General features: G+C 37.5%; 20 protein-coding genes. 17 read left to right on the forward strand and 3 right to left on the reverse strand.

Going from position 1 to position 25,185, the window contains the following annotated elements; translation table 11 throughout:
* Positions 1 to 13: 13 nt before the first annotated feature.
* Both IGK77_RS03010 and IGK77_RS03015 read left to right on the forward strand, forming a co-directional pair.
* The gene (locus tag IGK77_RS03010) at positions 14 to 595 is read left to right on the forward strand and encodes a hypothetical protein (protein WP_074802049.1); all 582 of its coding nucleotides are present in this window, start codon (positions 14 to 16) and stop codon (positions 593 to 595) included.
* Between the two features lie 41 nt (positions 596 to 636).
* Positions 637 to 1,005, forward strand: a complete 369-nt coding sequence (locus IGK77_RS03015; RefSeq protein WP_074802050.1) for a hypothetical protein — start codon at positions 637 to 639, stop codon at positions 1,003 to 1,005.
* A gap of 167 nt (positions 1,006 to 1,172) precedes the next feature.
* On the opposite strand, the gene IGK77_RS03020 is transcribed toward IGK77_RS03015, so the two are convergent.
* Entirely contained in the window at positions 1,173 to 2,468 is a 1,296-nt protein-coding gene (locus tag IGK77_RS03020) for an ISL3 family transposase (RefSeq protein WP_438712933.1), read from the reverse strand.
* A 251-nt stretch (positions 2,469 to 2,719) separates the two neighbouring features.
* On the opposite strand from IGK77_RS03020, the gene IGK77_RS03025 reads away from it, so the two are divergent.
* Positions 2,720 to 3,853, forward strand: a complete 1,134-nt coding sequence (locus IGK77_RS03025; RefSeq protein ID WP_074801963.1) for a pectate lyase-like adhesive domain-containing protein — start codon at positions 2,720 to 2,722, stop codon at positions 3,851 to 3,853.
* A gap of 144 nt (positions 3,854 to 3,997) precedes the next feature.
* Complete coding sequence (locus IGK77_RS03030; protein WP_074801960.1) at positions 3,998 to 5,161, forward strand: hypothetical protein; 1,164 nt, start codon at positions 3,998 to 4,000, stop codon at positions 5,159 to 5,161.
* A gap of 216 nt (positions 5,162 to 5,377) precedes the next feature.
* On the opposite strand, the gene IGK77_RS03035 is transcribed toward IGK77_RS03030, so the two are convergent.
* On the reverse strand, positions 5,378 to 6,895 hold the full coding sequence (locus IGK77_RS03035) for a helix-turn-helix domain-containing protein (protein WP_074801957.1): 1,518 nt from the start codon (positions 6,893 to 6,895) through the stop codon (positions 5,378 to 5,380).
* Positions 6,896 to 7,160: 265 nt separating this feature from the next.
* Between IGK77_RS03035 and IGK77_RS03040 the strand changes: the two genes are divergently transcribed.
* The 4 genes from IGK77_RS03040 to IGK77_RS03055 all read left to right on the forward strand — a co-directional run bounded on the left by IGK77_RS03040 (position 7,161) and on the right by IGK77_RS03055 (position 14,410).
* The gene (locus tag IGK77_RS03040) at positions 7,161 to 7,532 is read left to right on the forward strand and encodes a hypothetical protein (RefSeq protein WP_074801954.1); all 372 of its coding nucleotides are present in this window, start codon (positions 7,161 to 7,163) and stop codon (positions 7,530 to 7,532) included.
* A 22-nt stretch (positions 7,533 to 7,554) separates the two neighbouring features.
* Positions 7,555 to 8,358: a WxL domain-containing protein gene (locus IGK77_RS03045; RefSeq protein WP_074801951.1), complete on the forward strand. Its 804-nt coding sequence runs from the start codon at positions 7,555 to 7,557 to the stop codon at positions 8,356 to 8,358.
* Between the two features lie 75 nt (positions 8,359 to 8,433).
* A complete protein-coding gene (locus IGK77_RS03050) occupies positions 8,434 to 9,519 on the forward strand; it encodes a DUF916 and DUF3324 domain-containing protein (protein WP_010736238.1) in 1,086 nt (361 codons plus the stop codon).
* A 13-nt stretch (positions 9,520 to 9,532) separates the two neighbouring features.
* Complete coding sequence (locus tag IGK77_RS03055) at positions 9,533 to 14,410, forward strand: WxL domain-containing protein (RefSeq protein ID WP_438712937.1); 4,878 nt, start codon at positions 9,533 to 9,535, stop codon at positions 14,408 to 14,410.
* Positions 14,411 to 14,659: 249 nt separating this feature from the next.
* On the opposite strand, the gene IGK77_RS03060 is transcribed toward IGK77_RS03055, so the two are convergent.
* On the reverse strand, positions 14,660 to 16,147 hold the full coding sequence (locus IGK77_RS03060; protein ID WP_074801945.1) for a helix-turn-helix domain-containing protein: 1,488 nt from the start codon (positions 16,145 to 16,147) through the stop codon (positions 14,660 to 14,662).
* Positions 16,148 to 17,187: 1,040 nt separating this feature from the next.
* On the opposite strand from IGK77_RS03060, the gene IGK77_RS03065 reads away from it, so the two are divergent.
* The 9 genes from IGK77_RS03065 to IGK77_RS03105 all read left to right on the forward strand — a co-directional run bounded on the left by IGK77_RS03065 (position 17,188) and on the right by IGK77_RS03105 (position 24,934).
* Positions 17,188 to 17,571 (forward strand): DUF7006 family protein, encoded by a 384-nt coding sequence (locus IGK77_RS03065; RefSeq protein WP_071866716.1) that lies wholly within the window; start codon positions 17,188 to 17,190, stop codon positions 17,569 to 17,571.
* A 533-nt stretch (positions 17,572 to 18,104) separates the two neighbouring features.
* Positions 18,105 to 18,731, forward strand: a complete 627-nt coding sequence (locus IGK77_RS03070) for a pentapeptide repeat-containing protein (RefSeq protein ID WP_074801941.1) — start codon at positions 18,105 to 18,107, stop codon at positions 18,729 to 18,731.
* A 130-nt stretch (positions 18,732 to 18,861) separates the two neighbouring features.
* Positions 18,862 to 19,221, forward strand: coding sequence for an MmcQ/YjbR family DNA-binding protein (locus IGK77_RS03075; RefSeq protein ID WP_074801938.1), 360 nt, complete (start codon positions 18,862 to 18,864; stop codon positions 19,219 to 19,221).
* Between the two features lie 234 nt (positions 19,222 to 19,455).
* Positions 19,456 to 19,686: a hypothetical protein gene (locus tag IGK77_RS03080; protein ID WP_074801935.1), complete on the forward strand. Its 231-nt coding sequence runs from the start codon at positions 19,456 to 19,458 to the stop codon at positions 19,684 to 19,686.
* A 61-nt stretch (positions 19,687 to 19,747) separates the two neighbouring features.
* A complete protein-coding gene (locus IGK77_RS03085; protein ID WP_438712940.1) occupies positions 19,748 to 21,001 on the forward strand; it encodes an efflux RND transporter periplasmic adaptor subunit in 1,254 nt (417 codons plus the stop codon).
* Positions 20,988 to 21,671 carry an ABC transporter ATP-binding protein gene (locus tag IGK77_RS03090; RefSeq protein WP_019723145.1) on the forward strand — a complete coding sequence of 228 codons (684 nt, stop codon included), beginning with the start codon at positions 20,988 to 20,990 and terminating at the stop codon, positions 21,669 to 21,671. The genes IGK77_RS03085 and IGK77_RS03090 overlap by 14 nt, the downstream gene beginning before the upstream one ends.
* Positions 21,672 to 21,677: 6 nt before the next feature.
* Positions 21,678 to 22,910, forward strand: coding sequence for an ABC transporter permease (locus IGK77_RS03095; protein WP_438712942.1), 1,233 nt, complete (start codon positions 21,678 to 21,680; stop codon positions 22,908 to 22,910).
* Positions 22,911 to 22,922: 12 nt separating this feature from the next.
* Positions 22,923 to 23,579, forward strand: a complete 657-nt coding sequence (locus IGK77_RS03100; protein WP_086334357.1) for a response regulator transcription factor — start codon at positions 22,923 to 22,925, stop codon at positions 23,577 to 23,579.
* The gene (locus IGK77_RS03105; RefSeq protein ID WP_065095713.1) at positions 23,576 to 24,934 is read left to right on the forward strand and encodes a HAMP domain-containing sensor histidine kinase; all 1,359 of its coding nucleotides are present in this window, start codon (positions 23,576 to 23,578) and stop codon (positions 24,932 to 24,934) included. Before IGK77_RS03100 ends, IGK77_RS03105 begins: the two co-directional genes overlap by 4 nt.
* Positions 24,935 to 25,185: the final 251 nt, after the last annotated feature.

Consider the following 25,185-nt stretch of genomic DNA (forward strand, 5'->3'; position numbering starts at 1 on the left):
TGAGGGAATTTAGATGAAAAAAATAGTAACAGCACTTCTAAGTACAGCAACAATCGCAGGGATCATGGTAACTGGGACAATCGCAGGCGCAGAGCAAGTGGTTGATGGACGCGAAGGCGAGACGTCAGGAGACGTGACTGTACGGGGAATCATCGGTGAGTTTGATAATACGACACCTGGTCCAAATCCTGAAGAATTGGATCAATGGATCAATGTGACAATTCCGACAAAAGCCTTGTTTTACACAACCAAAGCCTCAAACCATACGACAATCACATCACCTGAACATACGATTACAAACAACTCTGCGGTTGGGGTGATTGCTTCAGTTTCTGATGTAGAGACGCCAGTGAATATGAAAGAAGTAGATTTATTGAGCGTAAATACGGTGGGGGCACCAAATGTGACGACAATTGATTTGTTTGAAGATGGCGAACCAACGATAACGGCATCAGAACTTTTCAGACTACAAGGAAATGATGGAGTGAATGCAGGGAAATTTGGATTCACTGGTAAAGCAACACCCGTGAATGCTTCAGCGGAATTAAACCCAACGTTTAAATTAGTTTTGAGTTTCTCACCTAACGTAGCATAAAAAAGAATCACTGAAATCCCAGAAAAGAAGGGATAAATCAAATGATAAAAAGAATGAAATTGTTTTATATTGCGAGTTTATTCCTCATTATCTCGAACGGTTTGCTGAATAAAGTAGTCGTCGCAGATACGATAACAGGACAAGTAACTGTTACCGGACGAATCGGGGAAGGCGCTAGTACAAAAGAAAAAGATGAAGCGATCAATGGATCACATGGAAACGAGGACAAAAACCACACCCTTGTCGCAGATATCTCACAACTAAAACAAGGGAATCTGCCAAAGACAAATGCTTTGAGTAGTCACCGTTTCTTGTGGCTGGGCTATTTGCTTGTGGTAGGCTGGCTTGTTCTCGCAATCTTAAAGAATCAGCGTTCGTGTGACAACGATCCGAAAAAAAATAGTTACTAAAAAAACCAATAAGTGCCTTTCAGTGAAAGGTACTTATTGGTTTCTTCGTTTTTTATGGGTTGTGTGTGCGAAAGGGGAAAAAACTGGCTCTTTGTCAATAAGGACTGATGAGTTGCGAAAAATTAAATCTGGGTCAGAATGAACCACATTCTGGCTCAGATTTTTTGTTATCTAACTTTGATTAATTGATTGGTCAAAAAGATTCTAATTTTCATGTTCTCAAATGATCTAAATCCGTAGGATACTCGTTTCATCGTTTTTATGTGGGTATTCTTTGCTTCTATTTTTCCATTGGAGTAAGGATAAATCATCGCATTGGCGATGCCTTCTTCGTAGGTCAGAAGGTTTTGAAGTTTCTCACGAAAGCCGTCATCTAACGTTTCGGGAAGTTCTGCCAATAAGGAGAAAAACAAGTCAGGGTCTTTGTCTCGAAAAGCTTCAACTAATTCATGGAAAAAGGGATACGCCTCCTTTAGGGGCGTAGAAAAGCTAAGCAATCGATCAATCATCATTGCTTCAGTAAGAAATGGGTATTTAGGTGCTCGGAAACTTTTCCATGTTTTATACTCATAATGATTAATGTTTGCACGATTTTTTAGCAGAAAGCGCCAGTTCTTTTTCAGTTTTTCTGCATGGTTTTTCTGTCCTGCTTTACGCAGTTCATTCATTTCACGGATACGCAACTCATTGAAAGCTTGATTCATGTGTTTGACAATATGGAACCGATCAATCACTACTTTCGCATTTGGCAGAACGCGTTTGGTGAGCTGGAAGTAGGCGGCGTTCATGTCTGTGACTAAGAATTTTACTTCTTCTGGATTGGTGCAGCCCAAGAAATAGTTTGTTAATCGAGGTAATTTACGAGTAGGTAAGATATCAATTAAATTACCTGTTTCTCCATCTGCGCAAATAAAGCTCATTTTATCTTCTATGGAAGTGTGCGAACGAAATTCATCAACCATCAATACTTTGGGGAGAATCCTCTTAGTGGGCTTTGGTAAATAGCTTTTAAACTCTTTCAATGTACGAATAACGGTAGTCAAAGATACCTGACAGCTTTTCGCAATAAAAGATAAAGAGACTTTTTCAGTCAGTAAAGAAGCAATTTTATATCTGACATGATCCGCAATTGAATGTCTTGGGCGTACAAAATAGCTTTGAGCAGTCCAATGGGTTCGACAGTTTTTACAGGTATAGCGTTGCTTTTTTAAGCGCATAACCATTGGCATATGATTGTATTGTTCAAAGCGGACAATGATTTCTTTCTTCCCATTTTTCACCACAATTGCTTTCCCATTTCCATCTACCACAGTAGAACCACAACTTCTACAGGCACAAGGATCAGGTGAGAGAATGGCATTAATGACCAATGTCTTTTCCTTATGAAAGATCTCGTAAGAGATCTCAGTAATCATCAAATCTTTATCTATTAATCTTAGCATTTTTTTGATAGAATCATTCATATAGCATATCGTCCTCTCAGTTGTTTATTTTGTGGTGATTTAATCATACTAGAGAACGATATGTTTTTTAATACCTAAAATGAAAATGGGACTGAAGAATCAATTTTGATTCATCAGTCCCATAAATTATAGAGCCAAAAAACTTCTAGCTATAAAAAATAGAAGAATTCGTGATTCGCAGAAAAAACACTTTTGTTATTCTATTTAGCTTTCCTGTATGATTATTTTACTAAAGGAAAGCGGTGGGATTTATGAAAAAAATCATGTGGTTCAGTTTGGTATTGTGTTTAGGAAAAATGATATACTCCCCTTTTGTATTTACATCAAGAATTGAAGCAGCGACACATGTTTCTGCGGACGAGGAAGGAGGATCAGTTGGAGGTAGGCTGCTTGAGGATGGTGAATCATTAGCCAATGATGACCATCATTTTCTTAGTGAAGATGGAGCGTATTATCTCTTAAATACAGAAAATCGTAAAACAGTGGAGGTAAGAACGTGGTACCAATTTCGAAATGCTATCAATGATCAAAATGTCAGCGTTATCAATGTGTCAGCTAGCTTCAATACGACCTTTCATTCGTTGGATACGATTGATCGCCCATTGACGATCAATTTTATCAATGCTGCTCGTATAGATTTGGAAAATAATCATGCACTTAAATTGGCAAAGAACTCTGTTTTAGAAATCAAAGCGAACGCCAAGTCGCCTATATTTGTTAGTAAAAATCAATTAAAGCAACCATTTATCCAAAGTTCTTATGGGAGTACGATTCGTCTGAATGGAGAAGTGGTCATCGGAGATGCTTCAACTGAACTGAGAGAGCAACCTTTTATTCGAACAGAAGGATTAATCGAGGTTCCATCTGGCTCCAATGTAAGGATACATGAAGCAATCGAAGCGAATGATTTATTTGTGATCAACTATGGTCATTTAGAATTACGCGCACATGAAATCACACCTATAAAAATGGGAATCAATGGGACGATTAGAGTCGGTGAATTTTCTTCGTTAAAAGTGAGGCATGGGGGGAGCCACTCAGTGATCAAAATGACTGGCGGGGAGATTTTTTTTGATAATCCACTCAGTATCCATCTACGACAGACGGGTTTTGGTGGGCTTATCGCACCATTGATCGATTCTTCTGCCGTGCTTATGCAAATCAATGCCGTGAGAAATGCCTTTTGGGAAAATTATAATATGAGTTTTCGTCCTACTCATGTTTGGAATAGTCAATTACAGACACGACTTGGTGGCCCCCATGGTTCGCAAGTTCTTCGTTCAAATTCAGTTAGTTTTGAAAATCATTTTTTAGGATTTGATTCCTATCGAGAATATACTGCTGGAATGGAGATGCCACTATATCCTGAGACATTTCCGGAGTAAGATGAGTGGAGAAAATGAAAGAAAAGGTTATGAAAAACTTTAAAAGAATCAATTAAAAAATTTCGTATAGTCACGAAAAAACACTTTTGATTCAATGTGAGTTCTTCGTTAATCTTAAATTATCAAATGAATGGAGGAAAGAAAATGAAACGAATGACTCTTATGAGTACCTTATTATTAAGCGGTATGCTCCTTGCTGGCCCAATTTCAGTAACGAATGTCGCTGCAAGTGAAATCGTACCAGAAGCACAATCATTGACAGAAGGCGAAACTGCTGGTGGTGTTCTTCTGAAAGATGGGGAAACGTTATCAATGTATGGGGAAACATTTACAAATGATGAGGACGTGGAATTTTTTGTAGATAATCAAAATCGTACAACTGCATCCGTAAGAACATGGTCTGGATTTAGAAGTGCCATCAATAATTCAAATGTATCAGTAATCAATGTCACCTCAAGTTTCAATAGCGCTTTAACTAGTCTAAACACAGTCAATCGAGCGGTGACAATCAATTTCCTCAATAATTCGACTATCAATATGAATAATAATCATTCCCTACATGTAGGGTTTGGTGGACATGTTCATTTTAACTCTAGCTCGAATCGACCAATTGTTACAAACGGAAACCAAGTCAGACAACCATTTGTACAAGGTGTTTCTGGTTCAACAGTAAGTTTTTCTGGGAATACGTTGGTTGTTGGGAATGAACAAACAAGACAGAGACAACAACCATTTATCCGAACAGATGGTCTAGTGCAAATCGACTCTGGCTCCCAAGTGATCATGAATGAAGCCATCGTGGCGAATCAATTGAATGTGATCAACAACGGTAGTTTGACTGTCAATTCGAATATTTTATCACCTGTACAAATTTCAACAAATGGTCGGATGTATGTGGGGGAATTCTCAACATTTAAAGCAGATCATACTGGTGGCGAGCCAGTAGTAAAAGTCCTTGGATCTGGACATTTAACAATTGATAATCCTTACCAAATCCATTTAAGACAAACAGGTTCTGCCGCTTATTCTAGTCCATTGATCCATACGTTAGGAACAAATATCCAGATCAATGCCGTTCGAAATGCTTTTTGGGCGAATAATAATTTTGGACCAACACCGACTCATGCTTGGACAGCCCATCTACAAACACAGTTAAGTGGTGCAAATGGGAGTCAAGTGGTTTCTTCGAACATCAATAGCTTTACACAGAATTTCTTAGGGTTCAATGGTTATCGAGAGTATACTGCTGGAAGTGCTAGTCAGCTGTACCCAGATACATTTCCCTCAACTGAATCAATGAACGACTAACGTTATCACGTTTTTACTCCCTCAAAGATTTTTTCAATCTGAGGGAGTTTTTTTATCTTAACAATCAATACATATTTGCAAATCTAAACAACAAGCATTTCATGATACAGGTGCTGATAAAATAATCGTAAGCCAAGGTTAGGAGTAAACGTAGACATAGTTAGAATCTGCTTAGCAAGGACCCATTCGAAAGGCCATTGGAATATGGTGGATTTATCATTCGTATATGGAAGAGGGAAAACTCGTTTTGTCAGCTAAAAAATATTGATTGATGATTTTCGGATTGATTTTTTCGAGTAAGCGATTCCAATCAGAAGCAGAAGGAATAGACCGAAAAAGAATACATTCTGTTACTTCTTGGAATTCTTCTACATGTTCAGGATGATTAGTGATCAAAAAATCAATTTTATTTTTAAGAAGATAGTTCTTGTTTACTTCACTAGCGTTTGGATAGAACACATATTGATATTCCATAAAATATTTATTCGATATGGCTTCAATGAACTGTATGACATGATTATTGCCTTCAAAAAGAAAGGCAATATTTTTTTTGTTTTTCCAGTAGCGTTCTCGAATAGTTTCAACGTAGATCACTAAGTTAGAAGTGAAATCTACTAAAAAGTCATGAGAGTATAGCGAATGATAAGCCGAGCTGTTTTCTAGAAAATGTTGGTACTTACGACACTCATTCGGGAAGATTTTTTGAATAAATCGATTGATATCTTGCGTATTTCGATTAGCAGAAATGCACAAATATTCTTTCAGTTTCGCCGTTGTAAAAAAAGATTCTAAAAAGGTCAGATTGACGAGCTTATTTTCATCGCTACAGTCTAATATTTCTAGAAAATCTTCTGCAAGTCGCTTGCTTTCTGGCCACTGATTGTATGTTGAACAAAACTGTTTTTCAACAATGATATCACTCATTTTTCTCTGTGTAATAATGCTACAGAATAAGAAAATCAGTTCATCTTCAGGTAAACGGATGCCGTAATATTTTTCAATTACGTCATTTATTTTTTCGGCATGTACTTGTTGCATCCGATCAGTCAAGACACAGCGTAAGTGGTTATTTACGTTCACTGTATTTCCCTGCATGAATCGTTCAACCGAGATATAAAGTAAGTAAGTGTATAAGAAAAATGAGGTATTTCGATAGAAGTCATTCTTATACAGACAACTGATTTCATTCACCGCTTGCTGAGCGGAAACAGAAGGGAAGATGGTGTGCGGAGTGATTTCAGATTCATAAAAGAACGTGCAAAAAAAATGTCGTATATCTGCTTCTTGACCAATGATATTTACGGGATCATGCGTGATATCCAAATCAAAATGAACTAACTGTGATTGGATTTTTTTGAGGTATTTCAAGAGGGTCGTTTTAGAGAGATGTAACTGATCGGACCAATCGTCAAGGGTATATAATTCAGCAAAAAAAATTTTCTCAAGAATTAAAAAAAGTGGCTCGTTCTCAAGTAAAGCAGTTTTTTTCTCTTCGTAAGTGACTAATTTCAATTGTTTGAATACATACCCCTGATGGGTAGATTCAATCGTGATCGAATCCTCAAAATAATCTCGGATCTGACAGATATCTTTACCGATTGTTCTAGAAGTGCTCTCAGTAAGTATTGCTAAGTCATTCGCGTTGCAACAAGCATTCTTTTCAAATTCATTGAGGATTTGAAGCCATCGTATCAGGGGTTTATTGGTAATGAAATTCAGTTGGAATGTTTTCAATGTACCCACCTCTCATAGATCAGTTTAGTTTAGGGTAGTTGATTCTTTGTTTTAGGTGTAGCTAACTTTAAGTAAAGTATATCTGTTAAGTATAATTAGTAAATAGTAATAATTTCAGAGTATGGTGAAAAACGCTAATTGCGAAAGAATACGTGTGTTGTTTAAAGTATATAATGTACTCTTCTAAAAAACAAACTTGAGTCATAAAAATGTTATTTAGAAGAAAATAAATGTAGTTATCTAGAATAGGAGGAATGAAATAAATGTGAAAAAGAAGCCTTGGTATTTGTTATGGACCATTTTATTGTTTCTTGGGATGTTTTATCAACCAGTTCAAATCTTTGCGGCAGAAGGCTCCTCTGTAGAAACGAATAAGAATGTAGGGTTTTACGGAGAAATCGATTATGAAGGGGACCCTAAACCACAACCACCTTCTGAAGAGCAGGCGCAACCCTCAGATAGAGACGAATATGTACAGGTGAATGGACAATTACCAAAATTAAATCAAGTGATACCAAGTTACGGGTTGCTGGGTCTACTAATTCTTTTATGGGTCATTCGAACTTGGTTAAAACGAAGAGATAAGAAAATAAACGAGCAAGTCGCACTATCAAGTAGATGTTTTACAAAAAAATAAAACAAATAGGGAGAACGAATAAATGAAAGCATTAAAACTAGTATCAATGTCAGTGTTATTAGCAAGTCTAGCAGCAGGAAGTATGGTTGTTCATGCAGACGATACAGATCAGGATGGAACACTAAAAACGAATGGACAGATTCAATATCGTGAAGCGGACGAGGAGAACGGTGAAACAATTGATCCAAACCCAGGACCAGAAGAAGTCATCGTACCTCCCACTCAAGAAGGTGCTTTCGCAATTGCATACGTTGGCGATTATGATTTTGGTTCACGTCAAAATTCAGCATTAGATCAATCTTATCCAGCTGCGGCTTGGTGGTTTGACATCGATGAAGAATCAACTGACTTTCCTAATCCTGATATGAATAGCCCATGGGTCAATGAAGCGACAAATCAAGCAGCCCGTGCACAATTTGCTCAAGTACGTGACTTACGTGAAGACCTAACAGGTTGGAATCTGGCATTGAAACAAGAAGCACAATTTACGAATGGGGAAAGAAGCTTAAATGGTGCTCAAGTCACGTTTGCAAATGGGACAGCTCAAAATACAAGTGACGAATTACCAACGATAAATTCAGGTTTCACGTTGATTCCGGAAAATAGCCGCGTAATCATGACTGCCGGAAGTAACATAGGCTATGGACTAAGTACTGCCATGTGGGGAGATAAAGCCAACTTAGTGCAAGACAGTGAAGTAGATGGAGGATTGGCTAATCCTTCTGTACAATTAAATGTACCTGGCACAACACGTACAGATGCTAATTCCAAATATACGACTAATTTATTATGGACATTGTCTGCAACACCGGCAAATATCAATTAACTAGCTAGAGATTTGAAAGGTTGATAAAAAACAACGATGCAGTCAGCATCGTTGTTTTTTAGAAAGGAGATAACTATGCCTTTATTGAACAAGTTTACAGCATCTTTTCTGGTTATGCTTTATGTAATGATCGGGTTTGTTGGTTTTTCTCAAGAAGTATTTGCCAATGGTGAACTAAATTTTAGTGTTCGCACCATTACGCCTGAAAGTCAATTTGGGGATGATAAAGGCTACTTTGATGTGGAATTGCAACCAGGAGAAACAGAAGAACTCACGTTAGTGGTGAAAAATGTTAGAAATATCCCGATCGATCTCTCGATCACAGCTCATACTGCCTACACAAATATCAATGGTGTGGTTGAATATGGCGGAGAAACTGACCAGCCCGATCCTACATTAAAAGTGGAAATGAAGGACTTACTGGATGTCGAAGATGAACCCATTCGTTTAGAAGCAGGAGAGGAAAAACGGATCGTAACAACCCTCACTATGCCTCAGGATGAGGTAGAAGGATTATTAGCCGGTGGCTTACAACTAAGCGAAGTGGCACAAGAAGAAGAGGAAGAGGATTCTGAGGATAAAGGAATGCAGATCATCAATTCTTTTTCTTATGTGATTGGTGTCGTAGCGAGTAATGATCGTACACAAACGATTGTTCCAGAATTGGCGCTTTTAGATGTATTTGCGGATCAAATCAATTATAGAAACGCCTTTAGTGCGACGATCCAGAATTTCTTACCTACTTTTGTGAATGAACTAAGTGTGGAAGCCTCGATACGTAGAGAAGGATCTGATACGATTTTATATCGAGCATCAGAGGAGATGATGCAAATGGCACCTAACTCCAATTTTAATTTTCCAATCTCACTCAATGGCGAACGTTTTAGAAGCGGGACATATGTGCTGAATATGACGGCTCGCTCTGGCGAACATGAATGGACTTGGGAAGAAACTTTTGATGTGACAGCAGACGAAGCAAGACGCTTGAACCAATCAGATGTTTCCGTTAAAGATACCAACTGGTGGTTGATTGCAGCAATCGTTCTAATCGTGATCATTATTAGTGTACTCGCCTATACGACATACAAAAATAAGAAAAAAGCAAAACTAATGCAAGAAAAATACATGGATACCCTTTCAGAAAATAAAACAGATGACTAGAGGAGGAGGACCAATGCGTCAAAAAGTATGTAAAATGATGACTAAAATAAGTATTTCAATCTTTGCACTATATACTTTGGGTATACCTTTCCTCGCTGTTGCGGAGACAATCGATCAAGGGAGTCAACCTTTAAACACGCTAAATAGTAATAGTCAACCGACAAAATCATCTGAAGTGAAGGATACCCAGTCGTTGACACCCGCTTTTTCTTTTGAGCAAGCGGTAATAAAGGGAACTGAAAAGACGGTAACTGCCCTTTCGTTTATAAGTACAGAAGAAGTGGATAACGTGGCAATCAAACTTCCGTCAACTGCTGAGATCATTGAAGATGAATTGTCCTCAGGGATGAGTAGCAGTTATGATGAAACGTTCGACCAGTGGCTCTTATCATCAGAAACACCGAAAAAGGAATTTACCGTACCTGTGATGTTTGCAGAAGCAGGAACCTATTCAGTAACTGTAGGAGAAGTGGCAACTGTTAAAGTAGAAATCACGAAGGCTGAGCCGAACCATTCTTCAGGAGAAGAAAAGTCAGAAAACGACGAACCAAAGGAAGAAAGAAATCGCTCGGAAGAGAAACAGGACGAAGAAAATGTCTTTCAAGGAGCAACGGTACCGGTTTCGACTCGTGCAGAATTTTTAAGTGCACTCGCCAATCCAGAGGTTTCTATCATCAATTTGGAACGTTCGATCGATATAGGCTCAGTTATCAGTCCAGAAAACTTGGACATTGATCGTTCACTAAAAATCAATGGGCAAATGAATACTTTGAATATCGGCACCGGACAAGTGCGTTTATTGACGACTACTGAGAGCAAAACTTTAAGAATTGAAAATACTTTTCTTAATAAAACAGATACCAATCCCTTTGTTATCGGGCAATCGTCTGGTGAAAATTGGACCCTTCAAATGGAAGATGTTTCAAGAGACAGCTCATCGATCAATTATTTTAGAGTAGCTGATATCTCAAGCGCAGTGGTACGAATAACTGGCGGTGAGTTAACCATAGATAATAGGATCAATCTACCAGGCGCGCTGTTTACGACAAAAGAATTTATCGTAGAAAATCAGGCAGTCGTGAAGCTGGGGAATACTCAAAATTCTGCGTTGGCATTTACGAGAGCGAATGCTAAACTGACCGTCGCAGACGGAGCAGAACTGTTTATTACGAACAGTGGAACAACTGCTTTGCAAAATTCCGTCTATTTTACGGGGAGCAATGCGACAGTTTCTGTTAAAAACAACGGTAACTTACAAATCCAAGCGGATGGTGCAGCATCTACTTCGTCAGACGCTACAAGTAGGAATGCGCTCTCGATGACAGGGAATCAGTCGAGCATTGAGCTGGAAAATGGAAGGTTAAATGCGACAACTACAGGTGGACAGGCAATTATCATGACAGGGGAAAACCCAACAATTGATGTGGCATCAGGTAGTCAATGGCAAAGTCAATCGAATACAGCGCATTCCATCAACCTTACAGGTGCAAATGGCGCATTCAACATAGCTAAATCAACGGCGGTAATCCAATCGACTACAGGAAATAGTCTAGTCATGTCTGGAAACGATGCAACTTTTGAAGTAAATGACTCAAGTAATGTAACGATCAACTCTAGTACAGGCAATCGGCTGACAATGACTGGTACAACGCCGACAATGACGATCAATGACAGTGATTTGAAGATGACTGCGACAACTGGGGCAGGTATTCGATTGTTGAATCAAAAAGCGATGTTAACTGTTGATAATAGTGCTGTTGCTATTACAAATACAGGGAACCGAACCGAGGATATCAATCAACTCGGCACCACCACATTAGGTAAAAATTCTACGTTACGTATCCAAAATGGTGCAACGCTAGACGTTCAAGGTGCGTTAGTATCTACCGCAGGTGCGAATAGTTTGATTGGACTTTATGGGGAAGAGGCAAAAGCAACTCTTTCAGAAAATGCTCAACTGAATCTGACAGTCAACAGTGGAACAGGAAATGGCATATATTTACAAGGAAAGAAAACGGGTATTACATTTGCAGATTCTAAAGCTGACATACAGACAGTGACAGGAAGAGCGGTGGAACTATCTGGGGCTGAGCCATCTGTCCATTTAGATAGAAGTGACTTGACAACGAAATCAACAAGTACCGGTGGAGCTGTTCTTCTGACGGGTGAAACTAGTTTATTTACCCTAGATAACCAAAGTAATATGAGTGTAGAAAATGAAGGCGGAGCAATTGCTAATGTCTCTCTTCAAGGAAATCAAGCAAAAATGGTTGTTGACAACCAATCACAACTATCTGTCGCAGTTCCAAGTACTAATTCTGCTGACACCGTCATAACGAATAATAGTATCTATTTAAAAGGAAATGCTCCTACCATGGAAATTACTCGAGGAGCTAGCGTAGATGTATTGGTCCGCTCGGGTACGAAGAGAGGGATTCGCTTAGACGGTGCGAATGCTGTTTTATCACTTAATCAAGGAGGAAAGTTAACTGCGGAAACGCAAGCAGCAACAGCGATACAATTGAATGGTGATTATGTCAAACTCCTCGCAGAGAATAAAGAGACAAGTATCAATGCGAAAAGTAACTATATCGCAACAACTGTAAATGGTGTATCCACTGTGAAGTTAGGCGAAGAAGAAACAGAAAAAATTGGGCGTGAGCCAATTGTAGGAGCATCCGATTCAGCAAATATCACACTTTGGGCGAACTCATCCTCTGCATTAGTCTTGCAAGGAATCAATGGACAGTTCAATGTAAATAGCAAGGCGACATTAAAGTTAGATTCAGGTCCTTCTGGACAACTTGAAGCAAATAATGCGAATGCTACTTTAAGATTCTTACGTTCCGGTCCAAATAATACAGGAACGACGCACGGTGGCTATCAATTTAATATCAATGGTGGGGATATGACCGTGACTAAGAGAAAAGGTAACGCAGGGGGGGCGGCGCAAATGGCGCCAGCAATCCGGATGTGGGGCAGTAATAATCAAGTGACTGTTAGTAATGCGGGGCGATTGTTAGTAGTCAATGAGGGGACTGGTATTGCTCACGATGGGAATACAGGTGGTGGAAACCAAGGAATCCATTATACTGCGGGATCAAATAATGGGTTTTCTGTCAATGATCCGGGTTCAGAAGTAAGAATCTATGCGAATGATGGTCCCGCATTGGATATGAGTGATGCGACAGTGGCCGGTGGAAATACCGTCGGTGGAAATGGTGAGATCAGAGTGAGTAATTTAGGTTATTTTGAAGCTTCCGGTCGTACGGCAAGCGCAAATGCAGGTATTTTTCGTGGTCGTTCAACTACTGTGAATTTCGATAATCCGCTATTTATGGACTATCGGAATAATCGTGTAGGTGGCGGGAATATTTTTAGTAATATTGCGAGCTCCACTTTAACTGCTACTGCAAGTGATTTTGCTGTTTGGAAAGATGGTACAGACTTAGATGCCGATCCCTATCTTCACTCGAACAATATGGATTATACTTTCTCTGGCACTAACTTTTCTACGCTCACTTCAATGGAACCAGCAGAACGTTTCGATTTTGATGCATTTGGTTCATCGGGTTTAACTTCTTATTCTCGACTCAGCTCAAACAATGCACGTTGGGCAATTGTAAATGAATTGAGAGTACCGACGAATGCGGATAAAAAAATCCACGGGTTGATCCGTATGCCAGTTGGTCTCCATGACAGCCGCCCCGCGTGGCAAGATGAAGTGAAGGTAACTGTGGAAATCGAAAGAGATGGGGCAGTGATCCAGACATACGAAACCTTGACACATGGTCACACAGCGGAAAAACCAGGTATTAGTATCTATGATGAAGAGCCACAAGGCGGCGTTTTTGAAATCGAACTTGACGAATATTTACAACCAGGCGATCTTGTACGTATCACAGATGTTGAGGTTTTAGCAGGTGAAATGGAGGGCGATTTTGAAAATGTGTATGAAGTGGAAGATGTCACCGTATTTCCTATCATACCACCTTCACCTGCGACTTTTTCCAATCATTTAGTTCCGGCAAATGCGCGGGTTATTTCAGGTCATTCCGACGATCCTGAGGTAGAGGTTACGGCGACTCATAATGGAGAAACAATCGATCCTACCCTCATTACCATAGATGATAAAGGGGATATCAGGATTGCTGTTGAGAAATTAAACTTAGCAGTAGATGATGTCATCCAAGTCTTCTTAAGAGATCGCCAAGGTTCTGCTAGTGAAGCGGGTGTCATGAATCCACCAGAGACGAATAATCATGTAGGAAACATCAATCCGAAAACGCCACTAGCATTTCGGGATGCAACGTTTGTTCCTGCTACCACATTGATTGTCGGTGGTATGGTCGATGGAGAGCTAACGATCGATCAAGCAAGTAATTGGGACTTTGGGACCCAACCGCTTACGACTAAAACACAAACGTACCATGCATTACCGAGTCAGATAGGCGGTACGGAGCAGGGAACTTCCAGACCGAATTTTGTTCAGGTGACAGATGAGCGACCGGTATCAGAAATAAGTGGCTGGAGTTTGTTCATCAAACAAGAAGAACAATTTTCTAATCAAAAAACAGGTGAATTGAAAGGTGCACAACTTAGTTGGAAAAATGGACAAGCCATTTCAAGCACTGGAGAAATCGGCAATGAAGATAATTTAGGTATCATCCGCACGAGTGGGATCTTGATTCCTAATAATAATAGTATCCAATTGATCGATGCCAATCTATTCATAGAGAAGCAAACATGGTTTTATAATTTTGGGGATGATTCGAATAAAGAGAGCAGTATCTTTCTAAATGTGCCGAATACAGCAAATGCAAAAGCAACAAACTATACGACGCACATCAATTACTCGTTTCAAGCCACTCCTAAAAATCGAATAGAATGAACCAGTCAGTGGTGATTAAAATCGACTGGAAATGAAAAAAACATAAAAAGGAATTCAATTGATCGGTACATTAAGGTCAATTGAATTCCTTTTTTAGATGTAAGATGTGGCAAGTGATGATTATAAGTATAAATATAAATGCACTGAAAGAGTCGTCGGAAGACCATCTACTCCGAGTCGGTGGAATTGTATTTACTTGTTTGGATCACCACATTATGCAGTAGAAAAAATGAATAACTGTAAGTTTTACTAATGTTGCGTTCTAAATTTTTGTAATAATTGAGGATCAATTTTATTTAGTAATTTTTTCCAATCTGAGGCATCAGGTACTGTTTTTAATAAAAGACATTCTAGACCTAACGAAGAAAATGTCAAGTATTCATTGTAATTCGTGACTAAGAGATCGATCTCATGATTTTCAATATAAGAGGCGCATAGCTCATTTGGACGAAGAAAGTAGATATTTTGAAATCCCCCTAAATATTTTCGAACTAAGGCTTCGAGATGTTGACTGATATACTCGTTTCCTTCAAAAATAAATGCGATATTCGTAGGGTTTTTCCAATATTTTTCTTTGATTGACTCAGTGAATATCGTTAAACTAGCACAGATATCGTCCAAATGATCATCAGAGAACAAATGATGGAAGGAGGGATTTTTTTCTAAAAAAGCTCGATTTTTTTTATATTCATTGCTAAACAAGGTTTTGGCATACTCATTTGTATCTTGGATATTTTTATTTCCACTTTTAGACAATAGACTACGTAGCTTGATGGACGTGAAAAAAGATTCTAATAAGATTAACTCGTGTGCTTGTGTGTGCGTATTTCTCTTGATCATTTGATAATAGTCGCTTGTAAGCGCTATTATTCTAGGCCATCGATTATACCTTTCACAAAAATATTTTTCCTGTTTCGGATTTTCGATACCTCTACGGCATAAAACAGAACTAAAAATAAAAATGGCTTCTTCTTGTGTTAGGTCAATATTAAAATAATCTTTCACAATCGAATAGGCAGGTGAAAGTCGGTGAAACTCTGGATCATTAAGGACAATATCTTTTAATTCAGGGTCGAGTTCCACCATACAACCACATAATATCCGTTCAATAGAGAGGTATAATAAATAACTAAAATAACCAAATGAAGAAACTTTTTGATTAGGACGCTCCAATAGGTTAACAATTTTAATCACTACTTCTTGCGTCGCAATTGATGGGAAAACCGTGTGGGGTGTAATATCTGATTCATAATAGAAAGCAAAATAAAAATTTCGAATATCGGCTTCTGATCCGATCAAATTGACGGGATTTAGCTCAAGGGTGATATTGAATTCTTTTACTTGATCTGCAATTTTTTTAACGTACGTGATCATCGTGCTCTCAGAGATATGAAAATAATCTGCCCAATCATAAATAGACTGAAGTTCGTTGAAAAAAATTTGTTCAAGAATAATAAAGAGTGGTTCATCTTCGAGAATCGCTCTTTTTTTTTCTAGGTAGGTTTCTGAAGAATGGATGTTTAAAGAATAACCTTGTTTCGAGGATTGGATATCCGCGACGTTCTCGAAATATTCTCTCAAATAATTGATGTCGTTGACTAATGTCCTGGCTGTACTGTTTGTCATGCCAATCAGTTGGGCTGTCGTACAGATTCCAGTAGACTCTAACTCTTTCAAGATTTGGAACCAACGTAATTTTACTTTATCTGTTATAAAATTTAATTGAAAATTTTTCAATAGAACTTTTACCTCCTATCTAAATCTTTCTAGGGAATAGAAAATAGAACATAGGCTTGTATCCATTGCGAAAGTTAAAGATATATTTTTGGAATTTTCCAATTTCTTATTTGTTAACAAGTGAGATAGAAATTCAAAAAAAGTTAGAATATTTTCAGATGTATGTTTTTAATAAAAGAGTAAAGGAGAATTGCTTTTATCATAGTATTCATTTAGTTAGGAACTCATTAGATCTAAGTTTCTTACATGTTGAATATGAGAGTAATGTTTAAATTGAGTAGTGGACATTCATATAAATTAAAAGTAACTTATGTTATCTTTTTAAGTGAAAGGTTAATGTTTTTTTATTTGCTTATTGGAGCGTTCGATTTTACATGGTTATTTTAATCAGTATCAAATGGTCGTTGGTTTCACTTCTATGATCAGTTTTTGATAGTGGTTCAAAGTGTTCAGTAGATAAACGAGCTACAAATACCATTAATTACCGGATATTCGTCCTTTCTATTATTTTTAGCGATCCACTTTTGCACTAGCGTAAGGTAAAAAAACAAATCGCTTTCAGATTGATAATTAATATTACCTAATAACTATATTAAAATAACTTAATGACAACAATCTATAAATTTCAGAAAACTATGAAATTATTCAATTGAAGTATTATTTGAATACTGTAAAATTGCATGAAGAAGTTAGAAATTAGGAGTGTTATTAGTTCAATTTGTTTGTTAATTATTGAGACGAAAGAGGCTTGTTCTTAAGGTAGTCTCACATAAACAATTTTCAAGTAATGGGGAAAACTGATTTGGATCTAGTAAGATGTTCTCTGCATTAAATGTTATTATGGAACACATAAAATATAGAATCTGTTACTTTCATTAATGAGTAAATATAAAAATAATCTGTGAAGAAAGATATATTTTTTTGTAATTATTTTCTTGAGTGAAGTATCAAAATGTAAGCGTAATTAAATTTGGTCAATCTGACAAATAAATCTTAAAAGAAACATTAATGTAGGTTTTAATGTTTTAAGGAGGGAGCGAATGGAAACGAAAAGAATTGAAACGCCTGAAGAATACTTGGCCTATTATGATCAGAGAGTAATCAATCATTCTTTTATCAGTAAACATCCAGAAATGTTTGAATTTTATCTTGATTTACGAACAAAATTCCTAATGACTTATCAGCAAACAGATGCCACTCTTTTTCTTAAATTAGCAACATTATTAGATATTGATGCACAGCTACAGATCCTATTAGAATTGATCAAAAGTACCAACAAAAGTTTATGTGAAGAATTAGGGATGACAGAATCAGAAATCATTTCGATGATCGCCAAAGATAAAAAATGTTTTTATAGAGAGCTAACAGGTCTTGACATGAACCACTCAGTACCTTGGCAGTTGATTTATCTTAGTGAATCTTGAGGGAGCTTGATTGCTCTCAGTAAGGCAGAAAAAATTCAACGCACTAGTTGCAGGTAAAAAAACAAAGGTCGGGACAAGAGAAGTTATCTCTATCCCGACCTCATGTACATATAAAAATTAAGAGATTATTTCCGGTTCTTGATCATATCATACACGTCATAAGCTACAAATCCCATTGCAAGCAAATAAAGTGCCCAAGTAAAGATCGAATTTGTGATGAATTGGTAGTATAAATTTAAACTACAAAGGGTGTATAATGCCAAGCGTAGGAATGTGAATGGTTTGGAATGATAATTAGTCAAAATATAAGCCTCCAGAAAGATAGATATTGTATTTTATCAATAAGTTACTCTTTAACTATAGTGTACGGTGAAAGCTATTTCATTGTCAAATTCCTACAGGGGTCAAAGCCAATTAGCTCGCAAGAAGATACGAGTAAAAGCAATTTTATCTATGAAATAAATCACGTTGTTTTTTCTTTATTCTGTTATGATAAGGATAGTAAAACAAACAGATAGAAAGGAGCTGAATGTATGGCAAAGAAAATTGCTTCACCAGAGTTGCCCGAATTAGTTGAGGGAACCTTTTATTTAGAAGATGAAACAACCTTTTCAGGTATTTTTTCTGAAGGGGAAGACCAAAGCTATCTTAGTTCTCGCAATATCGTGTTGAAGAATAGCCATATCAAAAAATTAGCGATGCAAAAATCTCGGTTGGAGCGGTTTGAATGTAGCGATGTCATTTTTGAAAAGTGTGATTTCTCAAATTTAGAATGGTTTGGTGCAAGCTTTCATCGTGTGCATTTCAAGCAATGCAAATTGACCGGAACCAATTTCTCAGACAGCTTCTTGCGTGATTGTGTTTTCGAAGAGTGTGTAGCAAATCTCTCTTCTTTTAGCTACACGAATATGAAGTTTGTCAGGTTTAGCGACAATCAATTGAAAAATACTGATTTTTTTGATAGCAATTGGAAAGATCTAGTAGTAGAAAACAATGACCTTTCAGGCTCAAATTGGGTCAATACGCCGCTGAAAGGATTAGATTTTACAACGAATACATTTTCTCAAATCAATCTATCTATGGAATTACTTCGCGGACTGATCGTCAATCAGGAACAAGCGATCATTATTGCGGCTGGGTTGGGATTGGTGATTGAGTAGGTAAAACAGAACGAACAATGTTAAGAAATTAGTCAATTTGATCGAATACATCCTAGAATCAACCTAGAGCATAGTTGAATTATTTCATGACCACTAAATTTAGTTTATTGGCAGAAAGGAGAACTTACCGATGGATTTGACAGATAAACTTATCGATTTTGCTACTACCTTGGAAGCCGTCCAAATCGATCATCCGTTTGGAAAATTCCCAGATTATATCGTGTTCCGACATCAATCGACAGGTAAATGGTTTGGTTTGATCGTATCTGTTGAAAAAGATAAATTAGGTATAGAAGGCGAAGGTCAAGTTCCCCTCGTCAATGTCAAAGCAGATCCAGAAATCATCTCCATCCTGAAAAAGAGTAAAGGCTATTATCCTGCTTATCATATGAACAAAAACCATTGGATAAGTGTAGCTTTGAATGGCGCAGTCGCAGAAAAGCAACTCTTTTATCTGCTGAAAGAGAGTTATGATTTAACAAATGGTTAATAAAAAATCAAAATAATAGTAGAATATCTCTATTTAGCCAAAAGCAATCCAACAATCGTTTGGATTGTTTTTTTTTTTTTTGAAATTTAAGCGCTATCTTTTTGTTCAAAAAAAATTACAAAAAAAATTACACAAAAAACAGATTAGCTTTAGAAAGAGAATAGGTCTGTTATGTATGATAGTAAATATAACAAGAGAAACATAACTAAAACAAATAGAAGAGGATGGTTTTTCATGATGAAAAAAGGAACAAAGTATAAAGGTTATCTGGTATTAGTATGTTCTGTCGGTCTTTTAGCAGCATGCAGCTCAGAGACCAAAGATAGGGATGAAGCAGAGATGCCAAAGGTGAAAAGTGAAAGAAAAGTGACTATTGATGGAAAAGAAGGAACGGAACTAGTTATGGATGATGGAACGGTTGTTCAAATGTTTGATGAAGAAGTGTCGGAAAAAGAAGAGGAATGAGCTTTGGATAGAATTATATAAGCGCTTTTTTAATGACTGATCTTAATGAAGGAGTAGGTACATGAAGCCTAAAAAAAGAAAAAAATTCAACCGAAAATGGTATTTTCCAGTAGCAGTCATCACCGTTTTACTAGTGGTTGGTGCAATCAGTATAGTTGCTTCTAGTGGGAAAACAAAAGAAGAAAATTCAGAAACAAATATTGAAGCCCGGTCTGTCAAATCCCTTATTGATGAGGTGAAAGCGGCGAATTTGATTTTAGCAGGAAAAGTCATGCCAAACAATAGCAACAAAATCAAAATTGATCCAGAACGAGGAACAGTGAAAGATATTCTGGTAAATGAAGGAGACGTCGTAGAAAAAGGGCAACCTTTGTTTACATACCAAACGGATCAACAGAGAAAAGTTGTGGAAGCTGAAATGGACGTAGAAATCAAAGTGAGAGCAGTAGAACAAGCACGAGTGACTGCAAATCAAAAATGGACAGCACATAACCAAAAAGTAGCAGAGCTTGGAAAAGCAAGACAGGATTATGCAAAAGAAAAATCGGAAGAGTTACAAAGTACGATCAAAGCATTAGAAGGAGAAATCACAGGTCTACATGCAGAAGCTATTGCTGGCGACAATGAAGTGAAGAATGCCGAAACAGAACTAAGAAGGGCACAGTTACTTCAGGAAAACGAAAAAGAACGACTGAATGAAGACACAGTGACAGCTGATCACTCAGGAAGAATCAAATCGTTGAATCGTGACTTAGTCAATCAATCAAAAGAACGTCAAAAAGAAGATAATTTTATGGAGATCCTTGATGATTCGAACTTGTATGTGGATGGTCAAGTCACTGAATTTGATCGTGAAAAAGTCGCTGTCGATCAGCGAGTTGAAATCATGGATCGTAAAGACCCAGAGAAAACTTGGCAAGGAAATATTGTACAGGTGGCAAACTTAACTGGAGATGAAAAACAAGAGGACCAAAAAGAAGAGAATCCTAATTTATCTAAGTTTCCTTATAAAGTTAAGATCGATCCAAAAGAAGAAATGCCACTGATTGGTTCCAATGTGTATGTCAATGTTTTACCGAAAGATTTTGTGCCAGGAAAAGTGATCATCAACCAAAGATACCTCATGGAAAAAGATGGAAAATATTATGTATGGAAAGTAGAAAATGATCGGATCAAAGAGCATGAAGTAAAGGTAAATCCGATGGATAATGAACTCGCAGAAATAATCGAAGGATTGACTGTTGAAGATCAGCTTGCTTTGCCTCAAACAGGAATGGTCGAGGGAATGGAGGTTGGTGCAAGTGTTGACGCTTAACAACATTCAGAAGTCATATTGGCAAGGCGGGAAAGAACTAAAAGTCCTTAAAGATATCTCTTTGCAAATCAATGAAGGAGAACTGGTCGCAATCATGGGGCCATCGGGGTCAGGAAAGTCGACGTTGATGAATATCATTGGTTGTCTGGATACAGCTACATCAGGGGATTATATCGTTGAAGGAACGGATGTCAAAACGTTAGCGGACAATTCATTAGCTGATTTTCGTAATGCAAAAATCGGCTTTGTTTTCCAGAATTTCAATCTCATGCCAAAATTAACCGTTTCGCAAAATGTGGAAATGCCATTAACGTATAAAAAAGTCAATAAAAAAGAGCGGCGTAAGCGTGCCTTGGATATGTTGCAACTCGTAGGATTAGAGGATCGAAGTGACTTCAAACCGATGGAATTATCAGGAGGACAAAAGCAACGTGTCGCAATTGCGAGAGCACTAGTGACTAACCCTAGTTTTGTTTTAGGTGATGAACCGACAGGGGCACTTGATACAAAAACCAGTAGTCAAATCATGGATCTCTTTAAGGAATTCCACCAAGCAGGAAAAACAATTATTCTAATTACCCATGAGCCAGAAATCGCAGCGTTATGTCAGCGAACGATCACTTTACGAGATGGTCAAATAATCAGCGACGAACAAAATGAAGTGAGGTGATCGAGAATGGAAGAAATCAGATTTGCCTTACAATCGATTTTTGCTCATAAGATGCGTTCGGTATTGACTATGCTAGGTGTCATCATTGGAATTGCTGCCATTATTTCGATTTTCAGCATCATCGGCGGAAACACCGAAAAAATGAAACGAGAAATGATTGGTGGTAACAATAATACGATGAATATCCAATATGACAGAAAAAGTGCTTTCCAACAGAACACTATGTCAGATGGAATCTTATCTGGAAAGGAAGAGAAAAAACCGTTATATTTTCCATTCTTAGACGAGGATGTCCTAAAGAAAGTCAATGAGATACCAGAGGTCTTAGCAAGTGGTTTGTCTTATCAAAAGGAAGGGAAAATCTACAGGAAAGCCAAAGGGACCGACGCCAAAGTTTCTGCTGTCACTTCTTCTGTAGCCGATTTGGAGCAGTTAAACTTCATCAAAGGGGAAGGATTTACTGCCCAAGCATTCAAAGAGCAACAACAAGCAATTTTTCTGGAAGATTCCTTGTATGACGAATTATTTCCAAATGAAGAAGGGATCGGACAGTTTGTCGAAGTGAATGGGGTGCCATTTAAAGTTCAAGGTGTATTTCAGTTAGATCCCAATAGTAGTAATCTATTTAGCTTTGAGAAAAGAGCTTATGTTCCTTTACAGCAAGCGCATAAACTATCTGATGAGTTGGATATTGTTCCCCTTGTCACGATCCAAACAAATAATACCGATCAATTACAAGGCGCTGCAGAAAAAGCTGCAGAGATCCTCAATCAACAGATCCCACCATCTGATTATGAGTATGGGGTGATGAATTTGAAAGAATTTGCCAGAGAATTGGAACGAATGAACCAGTCAAGTTTTATTCTTTTGTCTGGTATAGCAAGTATCTCGTTATTAGTGGGTGGAATCGGTGTGATGAATATCATGTTGGTCTCTGTCACGGAAAGAACGAAAGAAATCGGAATAAAGAAAGCACTAGGCGCAAGAAGAAAAGTAATTTTAAAACAATTTTTAGTAGAAGCGGTCGTCCTGACTTTGATTGGTGGGGTACTAGGTGTGCTTGTTGGTTTGTTAAGTGGCTATGCCATTACGCTATCACTGGATTATCCTTATATCGTATCCGTGATTTCCATTGTCGGTAGCTTAGTATTTTGTTCCCTGATGGGTGTGATATTTGGTCTATTACCGGCGATGAAAGCATCGAAATTAAACCCTATCGAGGCATTACGCTTTGAATAAGGAGAGAGTGATATGGAAAGAATTTTAGTTGTTGAAGATGAATATATGATCAATCAGATCGTGACGGAATTTTTAAAAGAACGCAAGTATGAAGTTTATTCGGTAAGAAGTGGCGAACAAGCATTGGAAGCTTTTGCTGATCAAACATTTGACTTGATCCTATTAGACATTATGTTGCCTGGGATAAGGGGGACGGATGTTTTAAAGAAAATTCGGGAAACGTCGGATGTGCCGATCATCATGCTGACTGCCTTGGATGATGAATATACGCAGTTGCTCAGTTTTTCCCATTTGATCAGTGACTATGTCGTCAAACCTTTTTCCCCACTTATTTTGATCAAACGGATCGAAAATGTGTTTCGGATGAATCAAGGAAATCCCCACATCACTATCGGGGAGTACGCCATTGATCTCGATGGTGGTCTTGTAAAATACCAAGAGGAAGAAATCCATTTAACAAGAAAAGAGTATGATATTTTAGTGATTCTAATAAGAAACAAAGGGAAAATCATCACGCGAGAACAATTAGTGTATCAAGTTTGGTCGTATGAATATCATTTGGAAAATCGAATATTAGATAATCATATAAAAAATATCCGAAAGAAAATGCCACTTTTATCAATAAAAACGATCAAAAATAGAGGCTACCAGCTTGAGGACACTCCATGAGTATCATGCTGAAAAATTTTCTGTTTTCTGGGATCATCATTTTTCTAGTTTCGATTCTTTCGTTGATTGTCTTGTATTTTACGATGCCAGTCTACTATGAACGAATGAAGCTGAACGAAATAAACAAGGAATTCAATCAAGTGGCAAAGAGTATAGAGAACAAAGATTTAGCTACAATGCAAAACGCTGTTGATCAATACTGGCTTGAAAGAGAACAAAATCTTGATATCATGCTGTTGGATAATAATGGCCTAGTTCTTGGTCCTTTCTTTGACGGGAATCTTGACTATTCAGGCATCAGTCTTTTATCTGATGAAAAGAGAATTTTTCAAGAGATTACTGACAAACAAGGTAACACTTATTATTTATTTGGCATATACTCGATGCAACCAGTCGCAGAAGCAAGTCAAGTGTTACTTCATTTATATCCATTTATCATCATCGTCTCACTAATCATTGGGGGGATCGGCGCTTACTACTATAGTATTTATTCGACAAAAAAAATCAAAGAGATATCCAAAGTAACAGAAAAAATGATCGAATTAGATGCGGATATTCGTTGTGATGTCAAAGGTACGGATGAAATCTCACTTTTAGCGCAAGATATCAACCATCTATATGTTTCTTTGATCCAAACAATTGAAGTGTTAGAGCTTGAAGTAGCTAAAACGAAAGAATTGGAACAAGCAAAGTCAGAGTTTATGCAAATCGCTTCTCATGAATTGAAAACACCTGTTGCTTCATTGATGGGGCTGATTGATGGCATGATCTATAATGTCGGAAAATTTAAAGACAGAGAGCGATATTTAGAAGTTTGTAAAAATATTTTGCAAGAACAAACAGAAATGATCAATAATATCCTCTTTGCCTCAAGAAACAATTTGCCTTCAGATGATGTGGTCTATGAAGAAGTCTCAATCAAAGAAATGATCGAACATAAATTGACTTCTTTCCGGATACTTGCTGAAGCAGAACAGAAAAAACTAGTCGTTAATCTAAAAGGGGAGAAAATCATCGGTAATAAAAATGATATTGATAAAATTTTAGATAACCTACTAAGTAATGCCTTCAAATATACGAAGCATGAGGGAGAAATCAGTCTGTTTTTTGATGGTAAACAATTAGTGATTGAAAATGAAGTGAATCAGATACTTACGGAGGAGGAATTAAGTAAGATTTTCCAACCTTTTTATCGACCGGATTTTAGCAGAAGTCGAGATACTGGAGGTTCTGGTTTAGGATTGTTTATCGTACAACAACTTTTTGAAAAATATGGCTGGGAGTATTCATTCAAGTCAACTGCTAATTCCAGAATGTGCTTTTCTGTCATTTTTAGTGGAAGAAGCCTAAATTGATCGATGGTATCGCTAAAGGATAAACGGTCTGTCGCCACAAGATTTATTGGATATTTTTGTGATGGTAGCGAAGCTAATAGCCAAATTGCACAACTGCTATTTGCCAGGGACTTTTATTTTTTATTTTTACACACTCAACTGGAATGTACAAAACCACACTATACCATACCACTAAATAGTAAGAACAAAATGATCAAAAAACTCACAACGTACTAGAAACTCTTGTAGAAAATTTAGTCCCTGGTAAGTAG

It is taken from the genome of Enterococcus sp. DIV0806c, from assembly GCF_051710905.1.
In the GTDB taxonomy this organism is placed as follows: domain Bacteria; phylum Bacillota; class Bacilli; order Lactobacillales; family Enterococcaceae; genus Enterococcus_B; species Enterococcus_B mundtii.

Excerpts from the sequence above, each read along its gene's own strand:
- IGK77_RS03010 (WP_074802049.1), top strand. The coding sequence starts at position 14 with ATGAAAAAAATAGTAACAGCACTTCTAAGTACAGCAACAATCGCAGGG.
- IGK77_RS03015 (WP_074802050.1), top strand. The coding sequence starts at position 637 with ATGATAAAAAGAATGAAATTGTTTTATATTGCGAGTTTATTCCTCATT.
- IGK77_RS03020 (WP_438712933.1), bottom strand. The coding sequence starts at position 2,468 with ATGAATGATTCTATCAAAAAAATGCTAAGATTAATAGATAAAGATTTG.
- IGK77_RS03025 (WP_074801963.1), top strand. The coding sequence starts at position 2,720 with ATGAAAAAAATCATGTGGTTCAGTTTGGTATTGTGTTTAGGAAAAATG.
- IGK77_RS03030 (WP_074801960.1), top strand. The coding sequence starts at position 3,998 with ATGAAACGAATGACTCTTATGAGTACCTTATTATTAAGCGGTATGCTC.
- IGK77_RS03045 (WP_074801951.1), top strand. The coding sequence starts at position 7,555 with ATGAAAGCATTAAAACTAGTATCAATGTCAGTGTTATTAGCAAGTCTA.
- IGK77_RS03050 (WP_010736238.1), top strand. The coding sequence starts at position 8,434 with ATGCCTTTATTGAACAAGTTTACAGCATCTTTTCTGGTTATGCTTTAT.
- IGK77_RS03055 (WP_438712937.1), top strand. The coding sequence starts at position 9,533 with ATGCGTCAAAAAGTATGTAAAATGATGACTAAAATAAGTATTTCAATC.
- IGK77_RS03065 (WP_071866716.1), top strand. The coding sequence starts at position 17,188 with ATGGAAACGAAAAGAATTGAAACGCCTGAAGAATACTTGGCCTATTAT.
- IGK77_RS03070 (WP_074801941.1), top strand. The coding sequence starts at position 18,105 with ATGGCAAAGAAAATTGCTTCACCAGAGTTGCCCGAATTAGTTGAGGGA.
- IGK77_RS03075 (WP_074801938.1), top strand. The coding sequence starts at position 18,862 with ATGGATTTGACAGATAAACTTATCGATTTTGCTACTACCTTGGAAGCC.
- IGK77_RS03080 (WP_074801935.1), top strand. The coding sequence starts at position 19,456 with ATGATGAAAAAAGGAACAAAGTATAAAGGTTATCTGGTATTAGTATGT.
- IGK77_RS03085 (WP_438712940.1), top strand. The coding sequence starts at position 19,748 with ATGAAGCCTAAAAAAAGAAAAAAATTCAACCGAAAATGGTATTTTCCA.
- IGK77_RS03095 (WP_438712942.1), top strand. The coding sequence starts at position 21,678 with ATGGAAGAAATCAGATTTGCCTTACAATCGATTTTTGCTCATAAGATG.
- IGK77_RS03100 (WP_086334357.1), top strand. The coding sequence starts at position 22,923 with ATGGAAAGAATTTTAGTTGTTGAAGATGAATATATGATCAATCAGATC.
- IGK77_RS03105 (WP_065095713.1), top strand. The coding sequence starts at position 23,576 with ATGAGTATCATGCTGAAAAATTTTCTGTTTTCTGGGATCATCATTTTT.